We start from the raw sequence: 20,800 nt of genomic DNA on the forward strand, positions 1-20,800 counted from the left end.
AGAATTTCTTATTTCTTTTTCATAGTAACCTCCTTCTTCACATTTTGGAATGAATTGGCTTTCATTTGTACATTTTTCCATTGATTGTCTACAATCACTGCCTGAGAGATATATGTATCATCACTATTCTTAAAAATATTATTCTCAACAGTGAGATTTCCGCCAACATTACCATTCAGTAATATTCCAGCCTGATTTGATATTAGCTTTTTCGTGTTTGTATTACCACAATCGATTAACTGATTATCAGAAAAATTTATATTCTGCATAATTTCCCCAGAATTATTCTGAAATGCAGCAGAGGTTATTTTTTTAAAAGTATTCCCTTTAATCGTCAAATTTTCTACAAAATGGCTGTAAATAGCGGGGTATGAATATTTATTTGAACGACTTCCTATGTACTCAATCTTATTATTTAATATATCTACTTTTCCAATTATTCCCTTTACCTGCGTAAATAAAGAAACAGCTTCTACAGGGAAATCCTGATAAACTTCGTTATTATTGAGTTTAATATTGTCCATCTTAAAGCCAGGCCTTACCCAAAATTCAGCTAATCTTACAACATTTTTTCCATAGTTATTTTGATAAACAGAATTGATATGAGAAGATATGGCTGCTGCAATATTAAACATATTCTTAAAATTGGAAATCTTATTATTTTCAATAACAGAATTATCCGAATGGGATTCTATTGCGGTACTCACAGGAAGAATTCCATTTAAATTATCATTAAAAAATATATTATTTCTAACAATTAAACCATTGGCCACAACATAAATACAACTATGATCGGTCTGCATATTGTTCCCTTTTACAGCATTACCAACATTTCTGAATTCACAATTGGTGATTGTAACGTTTGCTGACTCTTTTGGAGTCTTGTTTGCTCCAACCATAACCGTCTGTCTTCCTGCATTATTCAGAAACTTAACATGATGAATATTTATGTTTTTAGCTTTTTTTGCTCCAATGGCAATATTCATTCTTTTAACAACAAAACTTCCTGTATTATTTACCCCGTTCAAATCTATTGTTAGGTTTTTAAATTTGACGTTTTCAACAAAAGATTCACTGAAAAAAACTTTTGTATCCTGATCTTTTAACATATTTTTCCCCTGAAGAAGTTTTGTATTCACATCGCCAACATATTCAATATTAGAATAAATCGGGATAAAAATGGTATTTACACTGGAATTCAATAAATAAGTTTTATTATCAAAGATTACTTTACCGATTTTCTTATCCCGGGCATATAATACAGCTTTTCTTATCGCGGGTGCATCATCTACTACTCCATTACCAATTGCACCAAAGTCTGATACTCTCACTACATCCTCATTTAGTTCTGGGTTGATTTTTCGTTTCTCTGTTTCTGTTTTGCCCTGTTTTTTTTCAAACGGCTCTACAAAATCATTCTTCACCTCTGAACCTGCATTGCTCAATACTGCATACGCTTCACGATGATTATTTTTCTTACTTTTATTTAAATAATTTCTGCCTAGTACGAAAAAAGACACTAAAATTATTATAAAACCTATCGCTAATGGTATTTTATTTTTCATAATTTCTATATATTTCTATATAACTATCGACCATTTTTTCTATGGAAAAGTCAGATGCCCTTATTATACACCTATCTTTTATTTCATTATAATAGGTATCAGAATTATATAATAACATTATTTTATCTGACAGATCCTTTACATTTCCTTGTTCAAATAGCAGACCATAGTTATCAACAATTTCAGAAACACCTATTATATTGCTTGCAATCACAGGTTTGCCGGCCGCCATTCCCTCAACAATTGCCAAACCAAATCCTTCTACTTTTGACGACAGTATTACAATATCGGATATCTTCAACAATTCCGGTATATCTTCACGGTTTCCCAGGAATATTACTCTGTTTTCTAATTTTAACTTTTGCGTATAGTCTATAAGTTCATTTTTTAGGGGACCGTCTCCAACAAGAAGTAATTTAATAGGATATGGGAGATTGATAAGTGCTGTAATCAATGTTTTCTGGTCTTTTTGTTCCCTGAAACTTGATACTTGTATTAATATTTTTGCATCTTTTTCAAAATCAATATATTGTTCCCTATCCATAGCTGAAACATTTTTGAACCTTAACAGATCAATACCGTTATTGATTTTTCTGACATTTAAGTCTTTGTTAAGATGATTTAAAAGTTCATCTTTTGTCCCTTTAGAAATGCATCCGATCGCACTAAGCTTACTGTATATAAATCTTTCAATATATTTAAGGAACGGATTATTTCTACGTCCATTGTTCGTACTGTGTTCAGTGTAAATAATAGGTGTATCGCTCCGGCCCAGCCACTTGGCTAAAACTACCCAATATAATACAGGAAACAAATGAGCATGTACCACATCGTATTGCTTAAGTAAAGGAATTAACCTAAAAATCAGCAAGGGATTATACACAGAACCCTTCGTTAAAAACACAAGCTTGCCTGATGTCTTTTTTTCAAGTTCATTCCGGAACGAAGTCTTTTCGTCTTGTAATATGACAACATCTGTGTCAATTCCTTTAGCTTGATAAAGAGGAATACTGTCCGTTACTAATCGTTCTGCTCCCCCTGTTTTTAATGATGTGATGACATGTAAAACTTTCATTACAATAATTTCTGAAAATTCTTAATCCAATTCTCTGCTATCGTTTTCCCGTCAAAACGAGATTTATTCTGTATTGCTATTCCGGACATTTTTATCCTCAGTTCTTCTTTAGTGACAAGGTCATAGATCCCGTCTGCATAAGATTCTAAATTAGCATCTTCTATCAATATTCCTGATCCACAGCCCAGAATTTCAGATGGCCCTGAATAAATATCGAACGCAATGGATGGCAAACCGAAGTTTTGAGCTTCAATAAGAACCATTGGCAGCCCTTCAAAGTAAGAGCTCATACAATAAAAACTAGCCTGCTGATATTGATCAGCAACGCTCTTACTTCCATCAATTAAAAATATTGATTTACAATTTTCAGACTCAATCTGCTGTTGTAATTTTTCTTTTTCTTCTCCATAGCCTACAATATTTAACTTCCAGTCTTGTACATTATATTTTTTATCAAAAATACTCCATGCCTTAATGAGGCGGTCAAAACCTTTTACAGGCACATAACGACCAATTGTTATCGCAGTCCTGGAAGTTTCATCGTAACGAGCAATATGATCTTGAAACGGGCTTATGTTATAGATATAAGTTACGTGAGATTTAGGTTTCAGATTCTGATTCCACATAGCCACATCTCTCTCCGTCAATGTTACAATTAACTCTGCTTTTCTGGCCGCTATTTTCCTGAAATAGTCCCGAAGTTTTTTCCCATTATTATTTTTAAAATTAAAATGTTCCCAAACTACAAATTTCGGACGTTTTTTTAAACTAAAAATTGGCAGATAACTAAATAGCAAAGACATAGACTCTACGGAAACAAAAACATCAATCTCTTTTATTTTGATGAAATTTTTTAAGTTTTTTATTAATGTAAAATACTGTGTTTTATAATTCTTTATATCCAAAGACATCATCTTAACCTTTGGAGAGATTTCAAAAGAATCAGTTTGTTCATTTTTATTCAGTACCACCAAAAAAACATTTACATTTTCATAATCTACGATTGAATTCAGCAAACTAATTGTTGCCCTTTCAACTCCACCTTTATTTTTGAGACTGGGAATAAAAAAAACTACATTCATAATCTGATCTTTTTTAAGTATAGCAAACTATATATCTTTACAAAAAATATATTAAATAAAACAGCTCCCAATACATCATTCATACTTGCTCTCGGGATAAACATAATGAAAGATGTAATAGAAAAGTAAATGACCAAGGTGTAAATATTTACCTGATTTTTATATACTTTTGATTCCATTTTTGAAAAGAAATACCCAATACCAAAAAAGATAAATAAGCTCAGAATAAATCCAAAATTAATAAGAATATCCATGATACTTGTCGTTCCAACACCATAAGTAACTCCTGATTCTAGCGTACCAATAACTGCTGTATCATAGCTTATAGGTTTTAGACTAAAAACGTTCATCAGGCCAGGAAATGTTCTGATAACACCGACCAAATAGCTCGCCCCATATAATGAAAAGTCTGTAGTATACCATTTGTAGTACAGAATAGACTGCGCGTAAACAGATCCTCCTAACTCAGCAGTAAATGGAAAGTATGACTTACTAATTACATAATTATCATTAATTTTTAAACTGCTACTAAGGATATTTTCAATTCCATAGAGTTTAAAAAGAGTTCCAAAAACAGATACTCCCAAGAATATGAGTATTACTGTAATTGAACTGATTTTTTTTCTTACAAATAGAAAAAATGCAAATACAAATGGTGTTATTGTCAAAATCACAAAAACTCTGTTATGTGCTAAGAAGAAAATAACCATAATGATTACCAGAAAAACAAGATATGGTTTATCAAATAGTTTTAAAAAGGATTTGATAGAGTTTTTCCTCGTTAAAATCTTTTCCTGATTATTATAGATTATTATGGACAAGTAAATAATGGATAGCCGAAGGAATACTCCCAAAAATGAAAACCCTATTCCTTCAAATTTTACAGTACCATGTCCGGAATCAATATATCCTTTATTAATATTTAGCAAAAAGACCAGAAAACATACTGCCATCAAAATAAACAACGGTTTAGGGCTATATTTTGTAGTCACTGACGATACTGAATCTTGAGATATAAGTGGTAAGGCCGCATTTTTTTTCAGTCGACTATAATTAACAGTAACGCCTAATAAAAATACATCTAAAACCAAGGCTGAAAACGCCACCATTTCATTGATCACCTCACTATTATAAAAGAACCTGAAATTAAGTAATTCTAGATTCCCTAAAGAGACTTCTAAAGGAATCTGGAACGAGATAATCCAACTCATTAAAAAGAACAATAAAATAATGGAGAGATTATATTTGCTTAAATAGGTCCTTTGTCTGGCAATGATAGAAATAATAAAACTAAAAAAAGTTAATCCAGCTGAAAAGCTTACCGTAAAGAAGTCAATTCTTCCATGACTACTTGATAAAAAGATAATCAGCTGTATTAAAAATATTATTAACTGTAATAAAACCATATAATTGTCTATAGATTAAATCTTATTTAAAGATATCAGGAAATTAATAGACTTCATCTTTATTTAGGATAAGTCCCATGCTAGTATTAGTATTAATGTGTACTTTCACAGATTAGGTATTATAAAAGTATCTTACCCTGTTATTTCTTAATATTTAATTTTTTTCAAATTTGATACTATTCTGATTAAAAAATCTCCCATGAAAATATATCCAATATCTAAACATTTATTATAAAAATCACGATGTACTGTATTTGTATTCCGATCCTCAATATTTTTGTTCTTCGCCATATTATCTAACACCTGCAGCCACTGCTTCTTATCTTCTGCATTAAATTCACCTTTCTTAATTACATACTGTACAAATTCATCAAGTTCTTTATTCTTCATTGTACTTACAATTGACGTGGGAGTCAAACGATATTGGAGTAATATTTTAGGAAGATTATCAATTTTGCATTGAGTACTCATTAATCGCCACAACATATAGTCCTCAAAATATTTACCGATATCTTCATTGTACCCTCCACATTGAACTGCAATTTCTTTTCTAAACATTACAGAAGGATGCTTCATTGGATTTCCTCTCGTCATCATCGCTGCTGTCAAAACTTCATGTCCGACTAAAGGAGGGTTATATAGCAAATGCTTCCCTTCATCATCTATTAATTCAATTGCTGTTCCCAACAGCCCCACCTCTGGGTGCCTAACCAAATAATTAATTTGTTCTTTAAACCTATTGGGTAAACAAATATCATCAGCATCCATCCGTGCAATATATTCACCTTTAGCTAGAGCTAAACCTCTGTTTAAAGTCTTTGCTAACCCTGCATTAGCCTGATCAACTAATACAATTCTTTCATCCTTGAAGGAATTGATTATTTCCAAAGAACGATCAGTTGAGCCATCATTAAGGATAATTAACTCAAAATCTTTATAGGTCTGGTCCAAAACACTTTGAATAGCCTCAGAAACATATTTTTCTGCATTATATACAGGAAGGATAACACTGATCATTTTGAAATCAATTTAACATTTTCAAAATCCTTTAACCATGTTTCAAAAAAGTTTTTATTTTTTCCATAGCTGTTATCAAAGATAAATACTTTTTTATTTAATAAAACGGCAAGAATAAAACCGTGAAGTCTAGTAGAATAAACAACATCATAGTGGTTGATAAACTTAATCCCTGTTTTTATCCTGCGTTCTTTATATCTCTTACCGCGAAGACCGTGAGCATCATTTACCAGAAATTTCAAAGGACTTTTAAGAAGAATTTTAGATCCCACTATTTCAGCAAAATTATATAGATTGTCTGCTTTTTGTTGAAGGGTTCCTTGTTTATAAAAGCCAGGCCAATCTTTAACTTCTATTTTAGTTTCACTTTTGTGAAGTGTTTCCAGTTGCTTCTGAAGAAGAGCTACATTTCCTAACTCCTTATCCATTCTTTCAAGCAAAAGAGTTTTATTGGTCTTAGAAGTTGAAACAAATTCTGAAAAATCATTAAAAAAAGCCATATCAGGAAGCATATATATATTATTGCTTGGGAAGTATTTTTGAGCTATTTCTAACGACACCTGATCTCTAGTACAGATAATAAGGTTAGGGTGTTTTTTATATAACTTGGAATCGTTTATGGCATTCTGCTCATTATGATAATGTAATGTTTGTGGAAAAATGATAATTTTATTGTTGGGAAAATCCGTGATTACCTGATTTCGATATTTTTGGTTCATTGACCATACATCCCCAAAGTTACCCCCACCATGCAATAAAATAATTGCATTTTTGGGCACTTTTTTAGAGTCATAAGTGAAGATATTCGAAGTATAAAGACATTTATATTTTAACTCCTCCAAATACTTCAGTTCTCCTTCCCAAATAAGGGTATCACCAATATTACTGTGATTAGGAACATCCAATAACACATAATCACCATCTATATTCTGGTTAAGAACCTTCCTTACAACGGCTCTCAGATTTTCTATCCTCTCTTTATTCATATAATTATTTATTTCCTTTGAAGTTCTTCATTAATTTATTATTCACAAAACCTTTAATCATCAAAAACTCTTCTTTACTCACTCCAGTAAATATGGCGATAGCAATTAAAATAAGTTCGGCAACACCAATCTGAAAAAATATGTTGAAATAATTATTCTCGCTATTATTTTTGAACAGATAAATCAACACAATAATGTAGATGAGTACAAAGACGATTCCCTTAAGGTAGGTTAATATTTCAGACCTTTTAAATACCAGTTTCTGATTAATATACCAAAATCTATATAGAAACGTAATAATATTAAGACACAGATTAGCAATTAACACATATGTTGGAGGCAATCCATTTTTAAGGATAATATAGGAAGCAGGAAGGCTGAGTATTAAGATACAGGAAATAACAATTTGATAATTTCTAATATTGCCAATCGCATTTACTGACATCCAGAAAGATCCCACCATAGCACTTACAATAGAATTGAGTATTATTACTTGGGTAAAACTGATCACATATGGAGGAAGATTTTTCCCCAACCAAAGATGCAATATAAACTCGGTCTGGATCAAAAAAGGAATGGCAAGAATCAGAAAAAGATATAATGAATATTTGGAAGAATTAAGTACCAAATTCTTATGTTGCTGGTGTCGTCCTCCTGCATACGATTGTACAATTTGTGGGGTGAATGCCACTTGCATATTAGAGATAAAATTATATATTGCTGCATTTACTTGATTGGCAATTCCCATAGCCGCATTAATTGTTACTCCTATAAAGATATTAAGGATCATATTGATTCCCTGTGTTGAGCTTAAAACGGCTACCTGTCCGAAAAGATTCCAACCTGAAAAAGAAATTAATTCCTTAAACAATTTTTTATCCTTCACATACCTCAGTTGGGTTTGTTCATGAAAGTTTTTACTGCAATAAACAAAATAAATAATATTGATCAGTAAATTAACTAACATCAGCAAAATCCCATATAAAATCAATAAATCATATTTCTTAAAAAACAATAATAAGAATACAATAATCAATTTCATACATGTTTCAAAAATGCCTAAAAAAGCATAGAAAGACATTTTCTCATTCGTGATAATCATAGCATTGTAAGGAATTCGCATGATATTAATAAGAGTAGTCAGTATAGACATCTGATACACTATATTTGCTGCATACATTCTATCATCCGGTATATTCAATTTATAATTTAAAAACCAAAGCCCCACCGTCTCAGATAAAATGACAACAATAATGGAAATCACAAAATGTATGTTAATGCTCATACAGAAGACTCTGTTGATACGTTCCTTTATTTTTGAAGGAATTTCATAATTCAGAAAACGCTGCGTAGCATTTGTCATGGCGTTATTTAAAAAAGAAAATAATACCACAACGCCACCAACCAGATTATAGATCCCATAATCTGTAACACCTAAAGTATTCAATATCACCCTAGAGGTATACAAGGATATTAACATATTGATAATCATCCTTATATAAAGAAAAAATGTATTTTTGGCTATTCTCTTTGAATCTGACATAAAAAAGTAAGGTTTGTTCAGCGACAAACCTATTTAAAAATTCTACAACCTCGAATCACACTCTGGTAAAATGCCTTTCACATCATAAATAATTGAATTCTCTTTTAAAAACTTGTTGAAATCCAGTTCGAGGAACTCTTTATGAGCAACGGTAAGAATTACGGCATCATACTTATCTGTAATTCTGTCTAAAGAACTCACAGAATGTATACCATACTCATGATGAACTTCTGCTTCATTTGCCCAAGGATCGTAAGTGGTAACTTCCATTGAATAATCTTCCAGAGCATTAATAACATCCACTGCTTTTGTATTACGTACGTCCGGACAGTTTTCTTTAAAGGTGATTCCCAGATTCAATATTTTGGCTCCATTTACCTTGATATTTTTTTTGATCATTGTTTTCACAACCTGAGATGCTACGTATTCTCCCATTGAATCGTTCAAACGCCTTCCTGCTAAAATAATTTCCGGATGATATCCTTTCTCCTGCGCTTTCTGAGCAAGATAATAAGGGTCAACACCAATACAATGTCCACCCACAAGTCCAGGTTTGAAAGGTAGGAAGTTCCATTTTGTTCCGGCAGCCTTTAAAACAGCATGTGTATCTATTTCTAACAGATTGAAAATCTTTGCCAATTCGTTTACAAAAGCAATATTGATATCGCGTTGTGAGTTTTCAATAACTTTTGCCGCTTCAGCTACTTTAATAGTAGGCGCCAAATGTGTACCTGCTACAATTACAGATTTATAAAGATCATCTACAATCCTACCAATTTCAGGAGTAGAACCTGATGTAACTTTTAAAATTTTCTCAACGGTATGTTCCTTATCTCCAGGGTTAATGCGTTCCGGTGAATATCCTGCATAAAAATCTTCATTAAATTTTAATCCTGATACTTTTTCCAATACCGGGATACACTCTTCTTCAGTTACCCCAGGATATACTGTAGATTCATAAATTACGATATCTCCCTTTGATAGGACTTTACCTACAGTTTCTGAAGCCTTATATAAAGGGGTAAGATCCGGGCGATTATTCTTATCTACAGGTGTAGGTACCGTGATCACATAAATACTGGCGTCGTTAATATCATCAAGGTTTGAAGAGCAATATAGTCCATTTTCTGATGTGTTAAAAGGATTTTCAGCGACCAGTACAGATTGCAAAATATCATCATCCAGTTCCAATGTATGATCTTTTCCCTGGTTGAGTTCTTCAATACGTTTTTGATTGATATCAAATCCTACTACAGAAAATTTTGTAGCAAATAAACGTGCTAAAGGCAGACCTACATAACCTAACCCAATAATTGCAATTTTATGCGTCGTATTCATTTAATATTGTATTAATTTGATTGTAAATTTATTTTAAGTTTTCCCAGTACCATTTTACGGCTTCTTTAAGCCCGTTATCAATGGTATGGGTAGGCTGGTAGCCCAGCAAGGATTTTGCTTTTTCAATAGATGCTAAAGAATGGGGAATATCACCCAATCTATTAGGACCATGGACAGGCTTGATATTCAAAATTTCAGAATCAAACTCCCCAAGATATTCTCCCAGATATTTCACCAAATCATTTAACGTTGTACGATCACCGACCGCAGTATTGTAAACGGTATTGATTGCTTCAGGATTATCCGTCAGCATAGCCAGCTCATTCATTTGAATAACATTATCTATATAAGTAAAATCACGGGAATAATTTCCTTCTCCGTTAATCTTAGGCGACTCGTGGCTCATCAATTGTTTAACAAATAATGGAATAACTGCGGCATAAGCTCCATTGGGATCCTGACGGCGCCCGAAAACATTGAAATAACGTAGTCCGATACATTCTATACCGTACGTTTTACTGAATACATCCGCGTAAAGCTCATTAACATATTTTGTAATGGCGTAGGGAGACAGGGGTCTTCCAATCACATCTTCAACTTTAGGCAGAGATTCTGAATCTCCATAGGTAGAAGATGAGGCAGCATATACGAAACGTTTAACATGCGCATCACGTGCCGCCACCAACATATTTAAGAAACCGGAGACATTAACATCATTACTGGTAATCGGATCTTTTATTGAACGAGGAACAGAACCTAATGCTGCCTGGTGCAAGACATAATCTACTCCTTCCACGGCCTTTTGGCAAACCTCAAGATCGCGAATATCTCCTTCTATCAATGTATAATCAGTATTTTCGCAGAAAGGAGCTACATTATGACGGTGTCCGGTTGCAAAATTATCAAGACATCTTACTTTATAGCCTTTATTTAGAAAGTACTCGGTTAAATTAGAGCCTATAAAACCAGCTCCACCGGTAATTAAAATTGTATTCATACTTATGATTTAAATAATTTTTGCCACCATTTTTTGTCTTTCTCAGTGGTATAGCCGTATCCATAGCCATAATTATAGCCGTAACCATAACCTCCTACATTTTTAGAAACATCATTAATAACAAAAGAAACGTTTGACAATTTCGATTCTCTTACCAGACTGTTTGCAAAATCTATTAATATATTCCTGGACACCCCCGATCTTACAACATATAATGTTGCATCAGCAGTATCTGAAAGATTAAGTGTATCTGAAACCAGCATAAGTGGTGCCGAATCTATGACAATGTAAGCGTATTTATCAACCAATTCCTTAATAAGAATCTGATATCTTCCATTCGAAAGAAGCTCTTGCGGATTTGGAGGAATAGTTCCTGCATAGATTACATCACAATTAGGATTAGTATCTGAGGTATGAATTAATTCTTCAATTTTTGTTGATTCATCATATAGATATTCCGTAAGTCCCTTTCCCTTGATAGGCTCATTATCATATCTCTGAATTTGAGGGTTTCTAATATCTGATCCAATCAGTAGAGATCTTCCGTTCTTATTTCCCAGTGTAAGTGCCAAATTAACAGAAACCAAAGTTTTACCCTCTCCTTTTACAGACGAGGTAACCATTATTACTTTGGCATTATCTTTTTTAGGTAATACAAATTTCAGATTGGATACCAATACCCTGAATGCTTCAGCCAATTCAGAAAAATCATTTCTCTGTACAAGATGGCTCTGGTCATCTTTCAAGGATGGTATATCTGACAGTACTCCCAGTGAGGTTCTTTCTGTAATATCAGTACGGCTGTATATTTTATCATCCCACATGTAGAAAAGATAAAAGAATACAAAAGGTAATAATAACCCTAATACAAGAGCCCCGAAAAAAATCATGCTTTTTTTAGGAGATATCGGAGTATCATTTGTATACGCCGGGTTTACAATCTTTGCCTTAGGAACATTTACAGATAAATTAATTGCGTTCTCTTCTCTTTTCTGCAAAAGGAAAAGAAAAAGCTGTTCTTTAAGATTTTGCTGGCGTTCTATTCCCCTATAAATTTTAGACTGTCCGGGAACTTTTTCTATCATTCCTGTGTTAGCAGAAATCTGTCCATTTATTTGAGCAATAGAAGCTTGAATCGTCGCTTTTTGTTGGCGAATATTATCACGAACAACATCTTTTAACGAGGCAATCTCCTTATTCATTTCTATAACAGCAGGGTTTTCGTTGGTAGCCTGCTTTAATGTCTTATTTCTACTGATAAGAAGGGTGTTATATTGTGAAATTGCCTGTTCTAACGACGGATTAAGACCTAAGTTAGAAGGCATAAGCTGATTATTTCCTTTGGAAGCTTCTGCCTGAAGAGAATTTAACAAGTCTAACTGTGTCTGTTGTAAAAGTAGAGACTTTGTATTATCGCTTGTATTTTGAAGCGCCAACTGTGCCTGTGCCTGAAGATCCACAATGCGGTTACGGTTTTGAAAATCCTCTTTCTCATTTTCTACACCCGAAAGATCTCGGGTAATAACCTCCAATCTTTTGTCTATAAATTCCTGAGTATTTTGTGCCTGTAAGTTTTTGTCTTTAAGACCGTCTAAATTATACTGTTTGGTTATTTCATTAAGAACAGCTTCTGATTTATCAGGAACAGCTCCCACCAGACTTATGTCCATCAACATAGCTTTCTGATCCGGGAGATTAACCTGTACGGTCTTTTCTAATTTTTTAACTTTCTCTATTGGATTCCAAAAGACAATTTTATATTTTGAGCTGAAAGTAAGTCCAGGTATTTTCTGAAAAATTACGGTTCCGAAATCCAATTTCATCGCCTTGTCAAAACTTCCCTTAAAAGTCTTTTTTTCATGATCTTCTAAAACAAAATTATTCCCCTCTACTTCTTTCACCACATACCCTGAAGATATGAATTCCTTCTGGTTTTTATAAGAAATGATTTTGGCTATAATCGGAATTTTCGAAAATAGTTCAGAATCTTTGATATCTCCGGAATTATAATACTGTACGTTCAGGTTAAGATTTTCCACCACCTTCATAAGAATAGGCCTCGAACTTACCACTGCAACTTCACTCTTCAATTCTTCTGCATTTCCTAATCCTAGTCCGAGATTATCAAGATCTGCTAACGCTCCTGTTATATCTGATTGTTTTTTATCAAATTTAAGCGTTGTAATGGATTGATATTGAGGCACAGAATACCTAAGATATATAAAAGCTCCTATTAAGAAGAGTAAAGCGGATCCAACAAACCATGGCCACTTAACTAAATATTTTCCTAAGATTTTTCTTAGATTTAGTTTTTCTTCATTTTCCTGAAAGTCTATCTGCTGCATATTTTAAATTATCTGGTTAGGGAAATGATTAGGGTAGCAACTCCCAATGCTGAAGCAAGAATCTGGAAAGTAAGAGCTCTGTTAGGATTAGAATTGGCCTGAACCTGTTTATTTTTATCCGGTTCTATATACAGCACATCATTCTGTTTCATATAATAATAAGGTGAATTGACAATATCTGATCTTGAAAGATCAAGATTAACTACCTGATCTTCTCCACTATCTCCAGTACGGATTAGTTTTACTTTTGTACGGTCTCCAAAATCGGTCATATCTCCAGCTAAACTCAAGGCCTGAAAAATATTAAGCTTTTGTGTGGTGCTTTCTTTTTGTCCTGGAGCTTTGACCTCACCTAATACACTTACATTGAAATTTTTCAAAGTAGTTGTTACTAAAGGATCTGTCAGATATCTCTTTAAACGGGATTCCAGATCATTTTTGAGTTGTACCTGGGTCATTCCTTTAACGTATACATTTCCTAAAACAGGAAAATTAATATATCCCTCCTCATTGACCAAGTATTCGCTGGGTTGTACATATTGGTTAACTCCACCGGCAGATACGCTTCCAACCTTGTTTGTCGTGTTTAAATTAAATGGTTTCACAGCTGCCTCATCCAATGCAGAAACTAAAATTAAAAGCACATCACTTTCCTGAATACGAAGTCCTTCAAATTTAGCCTTAGCAACCTCTTCTTCCATATTATGCTGCGCCATATATACCATGTTCTGTTTAGGTTTACATGATACTAGGATCACTGATAGCAGTATAAGATAATTAATAATCGTTTTTCTCATAATCGCATTATATCTGGTAAATTCATTATCTGTGATCAGTACAACTAATCCAATAACAAATTACAATTTGTGTCTAATTAATTTGCCTATAAGGCAATTTTAATGATATATTAGTCTTTAGGTTAAGTTTTATATTAATTTTTTATTAAGGCTAAGATCCCCACTGTAATAGAGGCAATTACCGATGCTACTGATATATACAACCCTGTATTTGGATCTACCCTCGAAGCTTTCTCTCTTACAGCATTGGGCTGCACATAAACAACATCATTTTGCTTCAGATAGTAAAACGGAGAATTAATAAAATTAGCACTTGTAAGATCTATTCTTTCTTTGCTGATCTGACCGTCAATATTCCGAACGACCAAAACATTATTTCTTACTCCATAAGGTGTAAGATCTCCCGCAAGTCCCAATGCACCCAATAATGTTGTAGTTCCATCAGGAATTACATAGGTTCCGGGTTTGGTAACTTCACCTAATACAGATACTTTAAAATTAATCAGCTTTACATCAACAACAGGGTCTTTTACATACACTCTGATGAGATCACTGAGTTTAGCTCTGAATGTTTCAATATTTTCATTTTTAGTACTTACCTTTCCCACTTGAGGAAATACAATATCTCCGTTTGTATCTACTGTATAGGTAGGTCCTGAAACAGGAGTAGCCTGAGGTAGATTATTACTACTTGGCAATGTATACTGAGCAACATTAGTACTTGATGAATAATTTTGATTAAAAATTTTAACTACTTCCATATCTTTAGCAGAAATAGAAATAATCAGCTGATCACCGGGTTGAAAATCAACCCTGCTATTTTTAATCGAATTCTCCAGAGCGATACCATCAATATCTTTCATATAATTGATTTCTTGCCTGGGGGTACAAGAAAATGCTGATATGCATAGTGCTCCGTAGATAAAATACTTGAAACTCATTTTAATAATTTTTTCACAAAAATAGGATAATTATTTTAAGGTGATACAGTCTATTGCGAGTAGTCACCTATAAATCTTTTATCTTCTTAATTTGATTGGTTAAAAATTTCAATACAACCTTTCATTAATCAAATAGTTTCTTTATCTAAAACCTCAAATTCTGAGTTATTACTTATAAATTCAGGAACAATAGTCTTAAGTATTTTCACTACTTCCAACCTGTCTCTTTTCACTGCCGCTAAAATAATATGCTTACTTAAATATTCGATCTGTTCAAACTCCATCAAAGGATCTTTTGAGATCAAAATCTTTTCGTGATGGGTAGGAATTGTAACCGTATTGTTACTCAGAAGTTCTTCATACAACTTTTCTCCCGGTCTTAGCCCTATAAATGTGATTTTCATATCTACATCAGGGGTGTAACCTGATAACCTGATCATTCTTTTTGCCAAATCGAGGATTTTTACGGGTTCCCCCATATCAAATACATAAATTTCACCACCATTCCCCATTGTTCCGGCCTGAAGTACCAGCTCACAAGCTTCCGGAATCGTCATAAAATAACGAATGATGTCAGGATGCGTGATGGTGACAGGCCCTCCTTTTTCAATCTGTTTTCTGAAATGTGGAATTACCGATCCGTTTGATCCTAACACATTTCCAAAACGGGTAGTGATGAATTTTGTAGGATGGCCCGGGGTATTCTGTAATGATTGGACAAACAGCTCTGCAGCCCTTTTTGAAGCTCCCATAACATTTGTAGGGTTTACAGCCTTATCGGTAGAAACCATTACAAATCGGTTAACTTTATATTTTTTAGATAATAAGGCTACATTTTTAGTTCCTAAAACATTTACAAAAATAGCTTCATGAGGATTATCTTCAATCAATGGTACATGTTTGTACGCTGCCGCATGATACACCATAGAGAAATGATAATCTTCAAATAATTTTTCTAGTCTATATCTGTTAGAGATATCAGCCAATACAAATTTAAACTTCTGACCAGGGAATTTTTCCAACAGTTCCAATTCCAACTCGTACAATGGAGATTCCGCCTGATCAAGCACCACAATAAGCGAAGGATTAAACTGTGAAACCTGTCTTACAATTTCACTTCCGATGGAACCGGCTCCTCCCGTAACCAAAACATTTTTACCAAAATGCCTTCTCATCACCTCTTCACTTTCTATGCTGATCGGTTTACGGTTCAACAAATCTTCAATCTGAAGATTACTGATTCCTCCCACCAGATCACTATCTCTCATTTTACTAAGAGTAGGTGCTTTTAAAACCTTCAGGTTTTTGTCCAGAGCCAAAGTCATCCATTCTTCAATTTCCTGCTTTGTCATGATTTCTTTTATCAAAAGAACAGCATCAAATTTTTTGACGAGCTTCTCACTGATAAGAAATTCATTTTTATTGTAGATTTTGTGCCCCAAAAGTAAAGCTTTATTAGAATCCGATCTCCCGGTAAGGAAACCTTCAAGCCTGTAAGGATAATTGGGATTGTGCATAATAGCTCTTGCTACGGCTACAGAAGCTTCTCCTACTCCTACAACAGCAACTTTTACTTTAGATGATGCTCCCTGAATATCTACAATAATATTAAAAAACTGTTTCGTCACCATCCTGAAAAAGAACATTATCGAAACAGAAATAAGGAAATATAGAAAAAGGTTAGGATACAGGAATAACGATTGTCCCATCGTTACTTCTGTCATATAACTAATGATCAAAAGGCAGATAAGTGTACTTCCTGATGACAGGATAATTTTGAAGAAATCAAAAAAAGTGGAATGTCTTATAATTCCAGCATATGTTTTGAAAACATACATAAACAGAATATTAAGTCCTATCAGGATTAATCTTTTCTGAAGAGTATACTCCGGAAAATGAACCTCCACATCTAAATTTTTTAAAAATAAACGCGAAAGAAAAATAGAAAATAAGATAATTAAAATATCGATTACGATAACCAACCACCTTGGCATATATCTTAATTTCGTAATTTTCACAATGTTATCACCATTGTAAAGAGCACGAAATGCATCTTGCAATTTTTTCATTCAAGGTAAAGTGATTTATTAATGGGTAGGAGTAAGGATAGTATTCATAATTAAGTGACCTCTGGGCTTTCTTTTGGTTATTATGCCGCTCACGAAGTATTACAGCTATTATTATTACAGAAGTCTTGAATAATTAATCTTTTTCTACGTAATATATACGGTACAGTCATTTTTTTAAGGTAAAAATCTCCAAAGTAGAGACCTTTATAAGAAAAAGCATTTTTCATGCCATTTTAACGTTTTGAATAGTAAAATTTAATTTTTTTTTAATTAAATAATGTAAACTATTACAAATAAAAGCATTATACCACTCTAATACAAACTTAGGATTCTCAAAAATTATTATATTTTTTCTCATGGGTTATCCGTATTCTACCTTAATGAAATAGCCTACTTATTTTATAGATTAATCATTAATAACCTGTAATATTGATTCATATTCAAAGCCTCTGCTCATCAGATATTTTATAGTCTTAGATTTTCGCTGATATTCCTGAAGTCCGCTTTGTCTTGAAAAATAATCTTCGTAGATCTTTCTGATTATTTTAATATAATCATCTTCAAATATCTCATCTAAGCATATCTTAATAAGTTTCTCAGAAACCTGTTTTTGCTTAAGATTCGTTTTTATTTTATTCCGTCCCCAATGTTTGATATAAAATTTTCCTCTGATATAGCTTCTCGTATATCTTTCTTCATTAAGGAAGTTCTCTTTCATAAGATACAGCAGGATTTCTTCTTTTGCTTCATTGATCAGCAAAAACTCTTTCATTTTCTGCTCTACCTCTGTATGACAACGGTCCTGGTAAACACAATAATTAACCAGCTTCTGTTTAATTTCTTCAAAAGTAAAAGACTTCTTTTCCATCGGATAAAAAAAGAATGAGCTTCCGCCCATTCTTTATTATGATATTATAATCAATATTAATAGTTGAATAGGGCCTTACCTTCCATTAATTCATTAACGTTTTTTCTTACTGAAGCAAGAACTTCTTCGTTTTTGATATTATCCACCACATCAGAAATAAGTCCTGCAATGGTATCCATATCATTTTCTTTAAGGCCTCTTGTGGTAATAGCAGCGGTTCCTAATCTGATTCCGGAAGTTGTAAAAGGAGATTTATCATCGAAAGGCACCATGTTTTTATTACATGTAATATCGGCAAGCACTAATGCTTTCTCAGTTTCTTTACCGTTAACTCCTTTATTTCGAAGATCAACCAACATCAGGTGATTATCTGTACCTCCACTTACGATATCAAAACCTCTTTCAATCATTGCTTTTGATAATGCCTGTGCATTAGATCTCACCTGTTTTGCATAGGTTTCGAACTTACCATCCAAAGCTTCACCAAATGCTATTGCTTTACCAGCGATCACGTGTTCTAATGGTCCGCCCTGAATTCCTGGGAACACAGCTCCATCCAGCACCTGGCTCATCATTTTGGTTTCTCCTTTTGGAGTTTTATGTCCGTACGTATTTTCGAAGTCTTTCCCCATCATGATCATTCCTCCTCTCGGACCTCTCAAAGTTTTGTGAGTGGTGGTGGTCACTACGTGACAATGTTCGAATGGTGAATTTAATAAGCCTTTAGCTACTAAGCCTGCAGGGTGAGCAATGTCAGCCCATAGGGTAGCTCCTATTTCGTCAGCAATTTCTCTATATTTAGCATAATCAAGATCTCTTGAATACGCTGAGAATCCAGCAATCATCATTTTCGGTCTTTCCCTCAGAGCAACCTCTCTCATCTGGTTGTAATCGATAAGCCCTGTTTCTTTTTCTACTCCATAAGAAACCACTTCATACTGAATTCCAGAAAAGTTCACAGCAGAACCGTGAGTAAGGTGTCCTCCCATAGAAAGGTCCATTCCCATTATTTTGTCACCAGGTTTCAAAACGGCAAGATAAATGGCAGCGTTCGCCTGAGAACCGGAATGTGGCTGTACATTGACATAATCCACTCCAAAAAGTTCTTTTGCTCTGTTGATCGCTAATGTTTCAACCTCATCTACAACTTCGCATCCCCCGTAATATCTTTTTCCAGGGTATCCTTCAGCATATTTGTTTGTCAGTACACTACCCATTGCTTTCATCACATTTTCAGAAACAAAATTTTCTGAAGCAATAAGCTCTAACCCATGGGTCTGTCTTTCTCTTTCTTTTTCAATCAGGTCGAAAATAATATCCATTTTACTTTTAGTTTTTGAAATTTTCCACCCCAAATGTACGGATTTTTCATCTAGATTTTAGCATCAAAAAACATGATTTTAACCTTAAAATTTTCATAAAACTATATAAATATTGAATAATTTACAGGTTTTCTTTAGTCTGTCACTCACAGTATGTTAAAATCAGAACACACTCATTTTTGAATACAAACTATACCTGCTGTAATCTGTTAGTTGCCGTAGTACTATGAAAGACACCTGTAAAAAGTATCAGATTTTATGGTGAATAAAGCCAATTTTTCTGATAAGGAAGTATTTTACAGCGTCGGAGAGCTTAAAAGCGAAATAAAGGAATAGTATCTAACTACAACAATGGCAGCACAATAGAAAAGAGCCCGGTATAATAGCCGGACTCTTTCTTTCAAAATATTGTTTATTTTTTATCTACACTCTTGGAATTGTTCAAAGGATACTATTTACTGGTTAAAACGCTTCATCTGCAAGATCCTTGTTCACAACAGCGCCGGCAAAATTACCTTGGGCCACTGCATTGGCAACAGACCTCATCATTGTTACATTATCTCCACATGCGATAACACCGGGAACTGTTGTTTTTTGCATAGAATCAACTTTGATAAATCCATGCTCAGTCAATTCACAGCCCAGATCTCCAGCAGCGTTGATATTTTGCTCAAATGGAATTTTGGCATACAAAGCTTTCAATGGAACTGAGTTTCCATTTTTAAAAGTAAGTTTCCGGATATTCCCGCTCTCGTGTTCTATAGTATCAATTTCCCCTTCATTAACTTTTATTCCATTCTTACGCATCTTTTCAATTTGCTCGGGATTTAGTTTGGTCTTTCCATTTGTAAACAGTGTCAGTTCTTTTGTCAGATTAAATACAAGCTTTGAAAATTCGAAGGCCATATCTCCATCAGCAAGAATTCCTGTCACTTCATTTTTAACTTCGTAACCATGGCAGTAGGGACAATGGATAACCGAAATTCCCCAACATTCTGCAAAACCGGGAATATCCGGCATCACATCTTTGACGCCGGAAGCCAGGATAAGCTTTTTGGCATACAACTTTTCATAGGAAGAGGTTTCCACCTCAAAACCGTCAGAGTGTTTGACCATCTTAATAACAGTTGCCGTGTAGAATGTAACTGTTTTATATTTTGCAATATCTTCTTTTGCCAGAGCTGCAATTTCCCCGGGGGTTTTACCATCGTGCGTTATAAAATTATGCGAATGGGGAGTCTGCCTGTTACAGGGCGTTCCGTTATCAATAATTAAAACGTTTCTCAGAGATCGTCCTAAAGCCATTCCCGCTGATAATCCTGCATAGCTTCCTCCGATTATAATCACATCAAAGTTCTTGTTTTCCATAGTTCAGTTGATAGTTGATAGTTGATAGTTGATAGTTGATAGTTGATAGTTGATAGTTGATAGTTGATAGTTGATAGTTGA

Annotated in this window: 16 protein-coding genes; all 16 read right to left on the bottom strand. The window is 33.7% G+C overall.

Annotated elements, in window-relative coordinates:
- Nucleotides 1-8 precede the first annotated feature (8 nt).
- Nucleotides 9-1,565: a pectate lyase family protein gene (locus DRF67_RS03820; RefSeq protein WP_115926808.1), complete on the bottom strand. Its 1,557-nt coding sequence runs from the start codon at nucleotides 1,563-1,565 to the stop codon at nucleotides 9-11.
- Entirely contained in the window at nucleotides 1,555-2,640 is a 1,086-nt protein-coding gene (locus DRF67_RS03825) for a glycosyltransferase (protein WP_115926810.1), read from the bottom strand. The genes DRF67_RS03820 and DRF67_RS03825 overlap by 11 nt, the downstream gene beginning before the upstream one ends.
- Nucleotides 2,640-3,722: a glycosyltransferase family 4 protein gene (locus tag DRF67_RS03830; RefSeq protein WP_115926812.1), complete on the bottom strand. Its 1,083-nt coding sequence runs from the start codon at nucleotides 3,720-3,722 to the stop codon at nucleotides 2,640-2,642. The genes DRF67_RS03825 and DRF67_RS03830 overlap by 1 nt, the downstream gene beginning before the upstream one ends.
- On the bottom strand, nucleotides 3,719-5,128 hold the full coding sequence (locus DRF67_RS03835; RefSeq protein ID WP_123912705.1) for an oligosaccharide repeat unit polymerase: 1,410 nt from the start codon (nucleotides 5,126-5,128) through the stop codon (nucleotides 3,719-3,721). Before DRF67_RS03835 ends, DRF67_RS03830 begins: the two co-directional genes overlap by 4 nt.
- A gap of 147 nt (nucleotides 5,129-5,275) precedes the next feature.
- Nucleotides 5,276-6,145, bottom strand: a complete 870-nt coding sequence (locus tag DRF67_RS03840) for a glycosyltransferase (RefSeq protein ID WP_115926816.1) — start codon at nucleotides 6,143-6,145, stop codon at nucleotides 5,276-5,278.
- Nucleotides 6,142-7,131 (bottom strand): polysaccharide pyruvyl transferase family protein, encoded by a 990-nt coding sequence (locus DRF67_RS03845; RefSeq protein ID WP_115926819.1) that lies wholly within the window; start codon nucleotides 7,129-7,131, stop codon nucleotides 6,142-6,144. Before DRF67_RS03845 ends, DRF67_RS03840 begins: the two co-directional genes overlap by 4 nt.
- Nucleotides 7,132-7,135: 4 nt before the next feature.
- Nucleotides 7,136-8,674: an MATE family efflux transporter gene (locus tag DRF67_RS03850; protein WP_115926821.1), complete on the bottom strand. Its 1,539-nt coding sequence runs from the start codon at nucleotides 8,672-8,674 to the stop codon at nucleotides 7,136-7,138.
- Nucleotides 8,675-8,716: 42 nt separating this feature from the next.
- The gene (locus DRF67_RS03855; RefSeq protein WP_115926823.1) at nucleotides 8,717-10,012 is read right to left on the bottom strand and encodes a nucleotide sugar dehydrogenase; all 1,296 of its coding nucleotides are present in this window, start codon (nucleotides 10,010-10,012) and stop codon (nucleotides 8,717-8,719) included.
- A gap of 28 nt (nucleotides 10,013-10,040) precedes the next feature.
- Nucleotides 10,041-11,009 (bottom strand): SDR family oxidoreductase, encoded by a 969-nt coding sequence (locus DRF67_RS03860; RefSeq protein WP_185142045.1) that lies wholly within the window; start codon nucleotides 11,007-11,009, stop codon nucleotides 10,041-10,043.
- Between the two features lie 2 nt (nucleotides 11,010-11,011).
- A complete protein-coding gene (locus DRF67_RS03865) occupies nucleotides 11,012-13,354 on the bottom strand; it encodes a GumC family protein (protein WP_115926827.1) in 2,343 nt (780 codons plus the stop codon).
- Between the two features lie 8 nt (nucleotides 13,355-13,362).
- Nucleotides 13,363-14,070 carry a polysaccharide biosynthesis/export family protein gene (locus DRF67_RS03870; RefSeq protein WP_228435729.1) on the bottom strand — a complete coding sequence of 236 codons (708 nt, stop codon included), beginning with the start codon at nucleotides 14,068-14,070 and terminating at the stop codon, nucleotides 13,363-13,365.
- Nucleotides 14,071-14,285: 215 nt separating this feature from the next.
- Complete coding sequence (locus tag DRF67_RS03875) at nucleotides 14,286-15,092, bottom strand: polysaccharide biosynthesis/export family protein (protein ID WP_115926831.1); 807 nt, start codon at nucleotides 15,090-15,092, stop codon at nucleotides 14,286-14,288.
- A 128-nt stretch (nucleotides 15,093-15,220) separates the two neighbouring features.
- Nucleotides 15,221-17,161, bottom strand: a complete 1,941-nt coding sequence (locus DRF67_RS03880) for a polysaccharide biosynthesis protein (RefSeq protein ID WP_115926833.1) — start codon at nucleotides 17,159-17,161, stop codon at nucleotides 15,221-15,223.
- Between the two features lie 406 nt (nucleotides 17,162-17,567).
- Complete coding sequence (locus DRF67_RS03885) at nucleotides 17,568-18,029, bottom strand: regulatory protein RecX (RefSeq protein ID WP_115927092.1); 462 nt, start codon at nucleotides 18,027-18,029, stop codon at nucleotides 17,568-17,570.
- 56 nt (nucleotides 18,030-18,085) lie between these two features.
- Entirely contained in the window at nucleotides 18,086-19,351 is a 1,266-nt protein-coding gene (gene glyA, locus DRF67_RS03890) for a serine hydroxymethyltransferase (RefSeq protein WP_115927094.1), read from the bottom strand.
- A gap of 462 nt (nucleotides 19,352-19,813) precedes the next feature.
- Nucleotides 19,814-20,719, bottom strand: coding sequence for an NAD(P)/FAD-dependent oxidoreductase (locus tag DRF67_RS03895; RefSeq protein ID WP_115926835.1), 906 nt, complete (start codon nucleotides 20,717-20,719; stop codon nucleotides 19,814-19,816).
- Nucleotides 20,720-20,800: the final 81 nt, after the last annotated feature.

The sequence above is a fragment of the Chryseobacterium pennipullorum genome (assembly GCF_003384725.1).
GTDB classification, from domain to species: Bacteria; Bacteroidota; Bacteroidia; order Flavobacteriales; family Weeksellaceae; genus Chryseobacterium; species Chryseobacterium pennipullorum.

What these genes read in the sequence shown, in the direction of transcription:
- glyA (WP_115927094.1), bottom strand. Translation starts at nt 19,351, where the DNA reads ATGGATATTATTTTCGACCTGATTGAAAAAGAAAGAGAAAGACAGACC.
- DRF67_RS03835 (WP_123912705.1), bottom strand. Translation starts at nt 5,128, where the DNA reads ATGGTTTTATTACAGTTAATAATATTTTTAATACAGCTGATTATCTTT.
- DRF67_RS03825 (WP_115926810.1), bottom strand. Translation starts at nt 2,640, where the DNA reads ATGAAAGTTTTACATGTCATCACATCATTAAAAACAGGGGGAGCAGAA.
- DRF67_RS03845 (WP_115926819.1), bottom strand. Translation starts at nt 7,131, where the DNA reads ATGAATAAAGAGAGGATAGAAAATCTGAGAGCCGTTGTAAGGAAGGTT.
- DRF67_RS03860 (WP_185142045.1), bottom strand. Translation starts at nt 11,009, where the DNA reads ATGAATACAATTTTAATTACCGGTGGAGCTGGTTTTATAGGCTCTAAT.
- DRF67_RS03895 (WP_115926835.1), bottom strand. Translation starts at nt 20,719, where the DNA reads ATGGAAAACAAGAACTTTGATGTGATTATAATCGGAGGAAGCTATGCA.
- DRF67_RS03855 (WP_115926823.1), bottom strand. Translation starts at nt 10,012, where the DNA reads ATGAATACGACGCATAAAATTGCAATTATTGGGTTAGGTTATGTAGGT.
- DRF67_RS03875 (WP_115926831.1), bottom strand. Translation starts at nt 15,092, where the DNA reads ATGAGTTTCAAGTATTTTATCTACGGAGCACTATGCATATCAGCATTT.
- DRF67_RS03880 (WP_115926833.1), bottom strand. Translation starts at nt 17,161, where the DNA reads ATGAAAAAATTGCAAGATGCATTTCGTGCTCTTTACAATGGTGATAAC.
- DRF67_RS03870 (WP_228435729.1), bottom strand. Translation starts at nt 14,070, where the DNA reads ATGGCGCAGCATAATATGGAAGAAGAGGTTGCTAAGGCTAAATTTGAA.
- DRF67_RS03865 (WP_115926827.1), bottom strand. Translation starts at nt 13,354, where the DNA reads ATGCAGCAGATAGACTTTCAGGAAAATGAAGAAAAACTAAATCTAAGA.
- DRF67_RS03885 (WP_115927092.1), bottom strand. Translation starts at nt 18,029, where the DNA reads ATGGAAAAGAAGTCTTTTACTTTTGAAGAAATTAAACAGAAGCTGGTT.
- DRF67_RS03850 (WP_115926821.1), bottom strand. Translation starts at nt 8,674, where the DNA reads ATGTCAGATTCAAAGAGAATAGCCAAAAATACATTTTTTCTTTATATA.
- DRF67_RS03840 (WP_115926816.1), bottom strand. Translation starts at nt 6,145, where the DNA reads ATGATCAGTGTTATCCTTCCTGTATATAATGCAGAAAAATATGTTTCT.
- DRF67_RS03820 (WP_115926808.1), bottom strand. Translation starts at nt 1,565, where the DNA reads ATGAAAAATAAAATACCATTAGCGATAGGTTTTATAATAATTTTAGTG.
- DRF67_RS03830 (WP_115926812.1), bottom strand. Translation starts at nt 3,722, where the DNA reads ATGAATGTAGTTTTTTTTATTCCCAGTCTCAAAAATAAAGGTGGAGTT.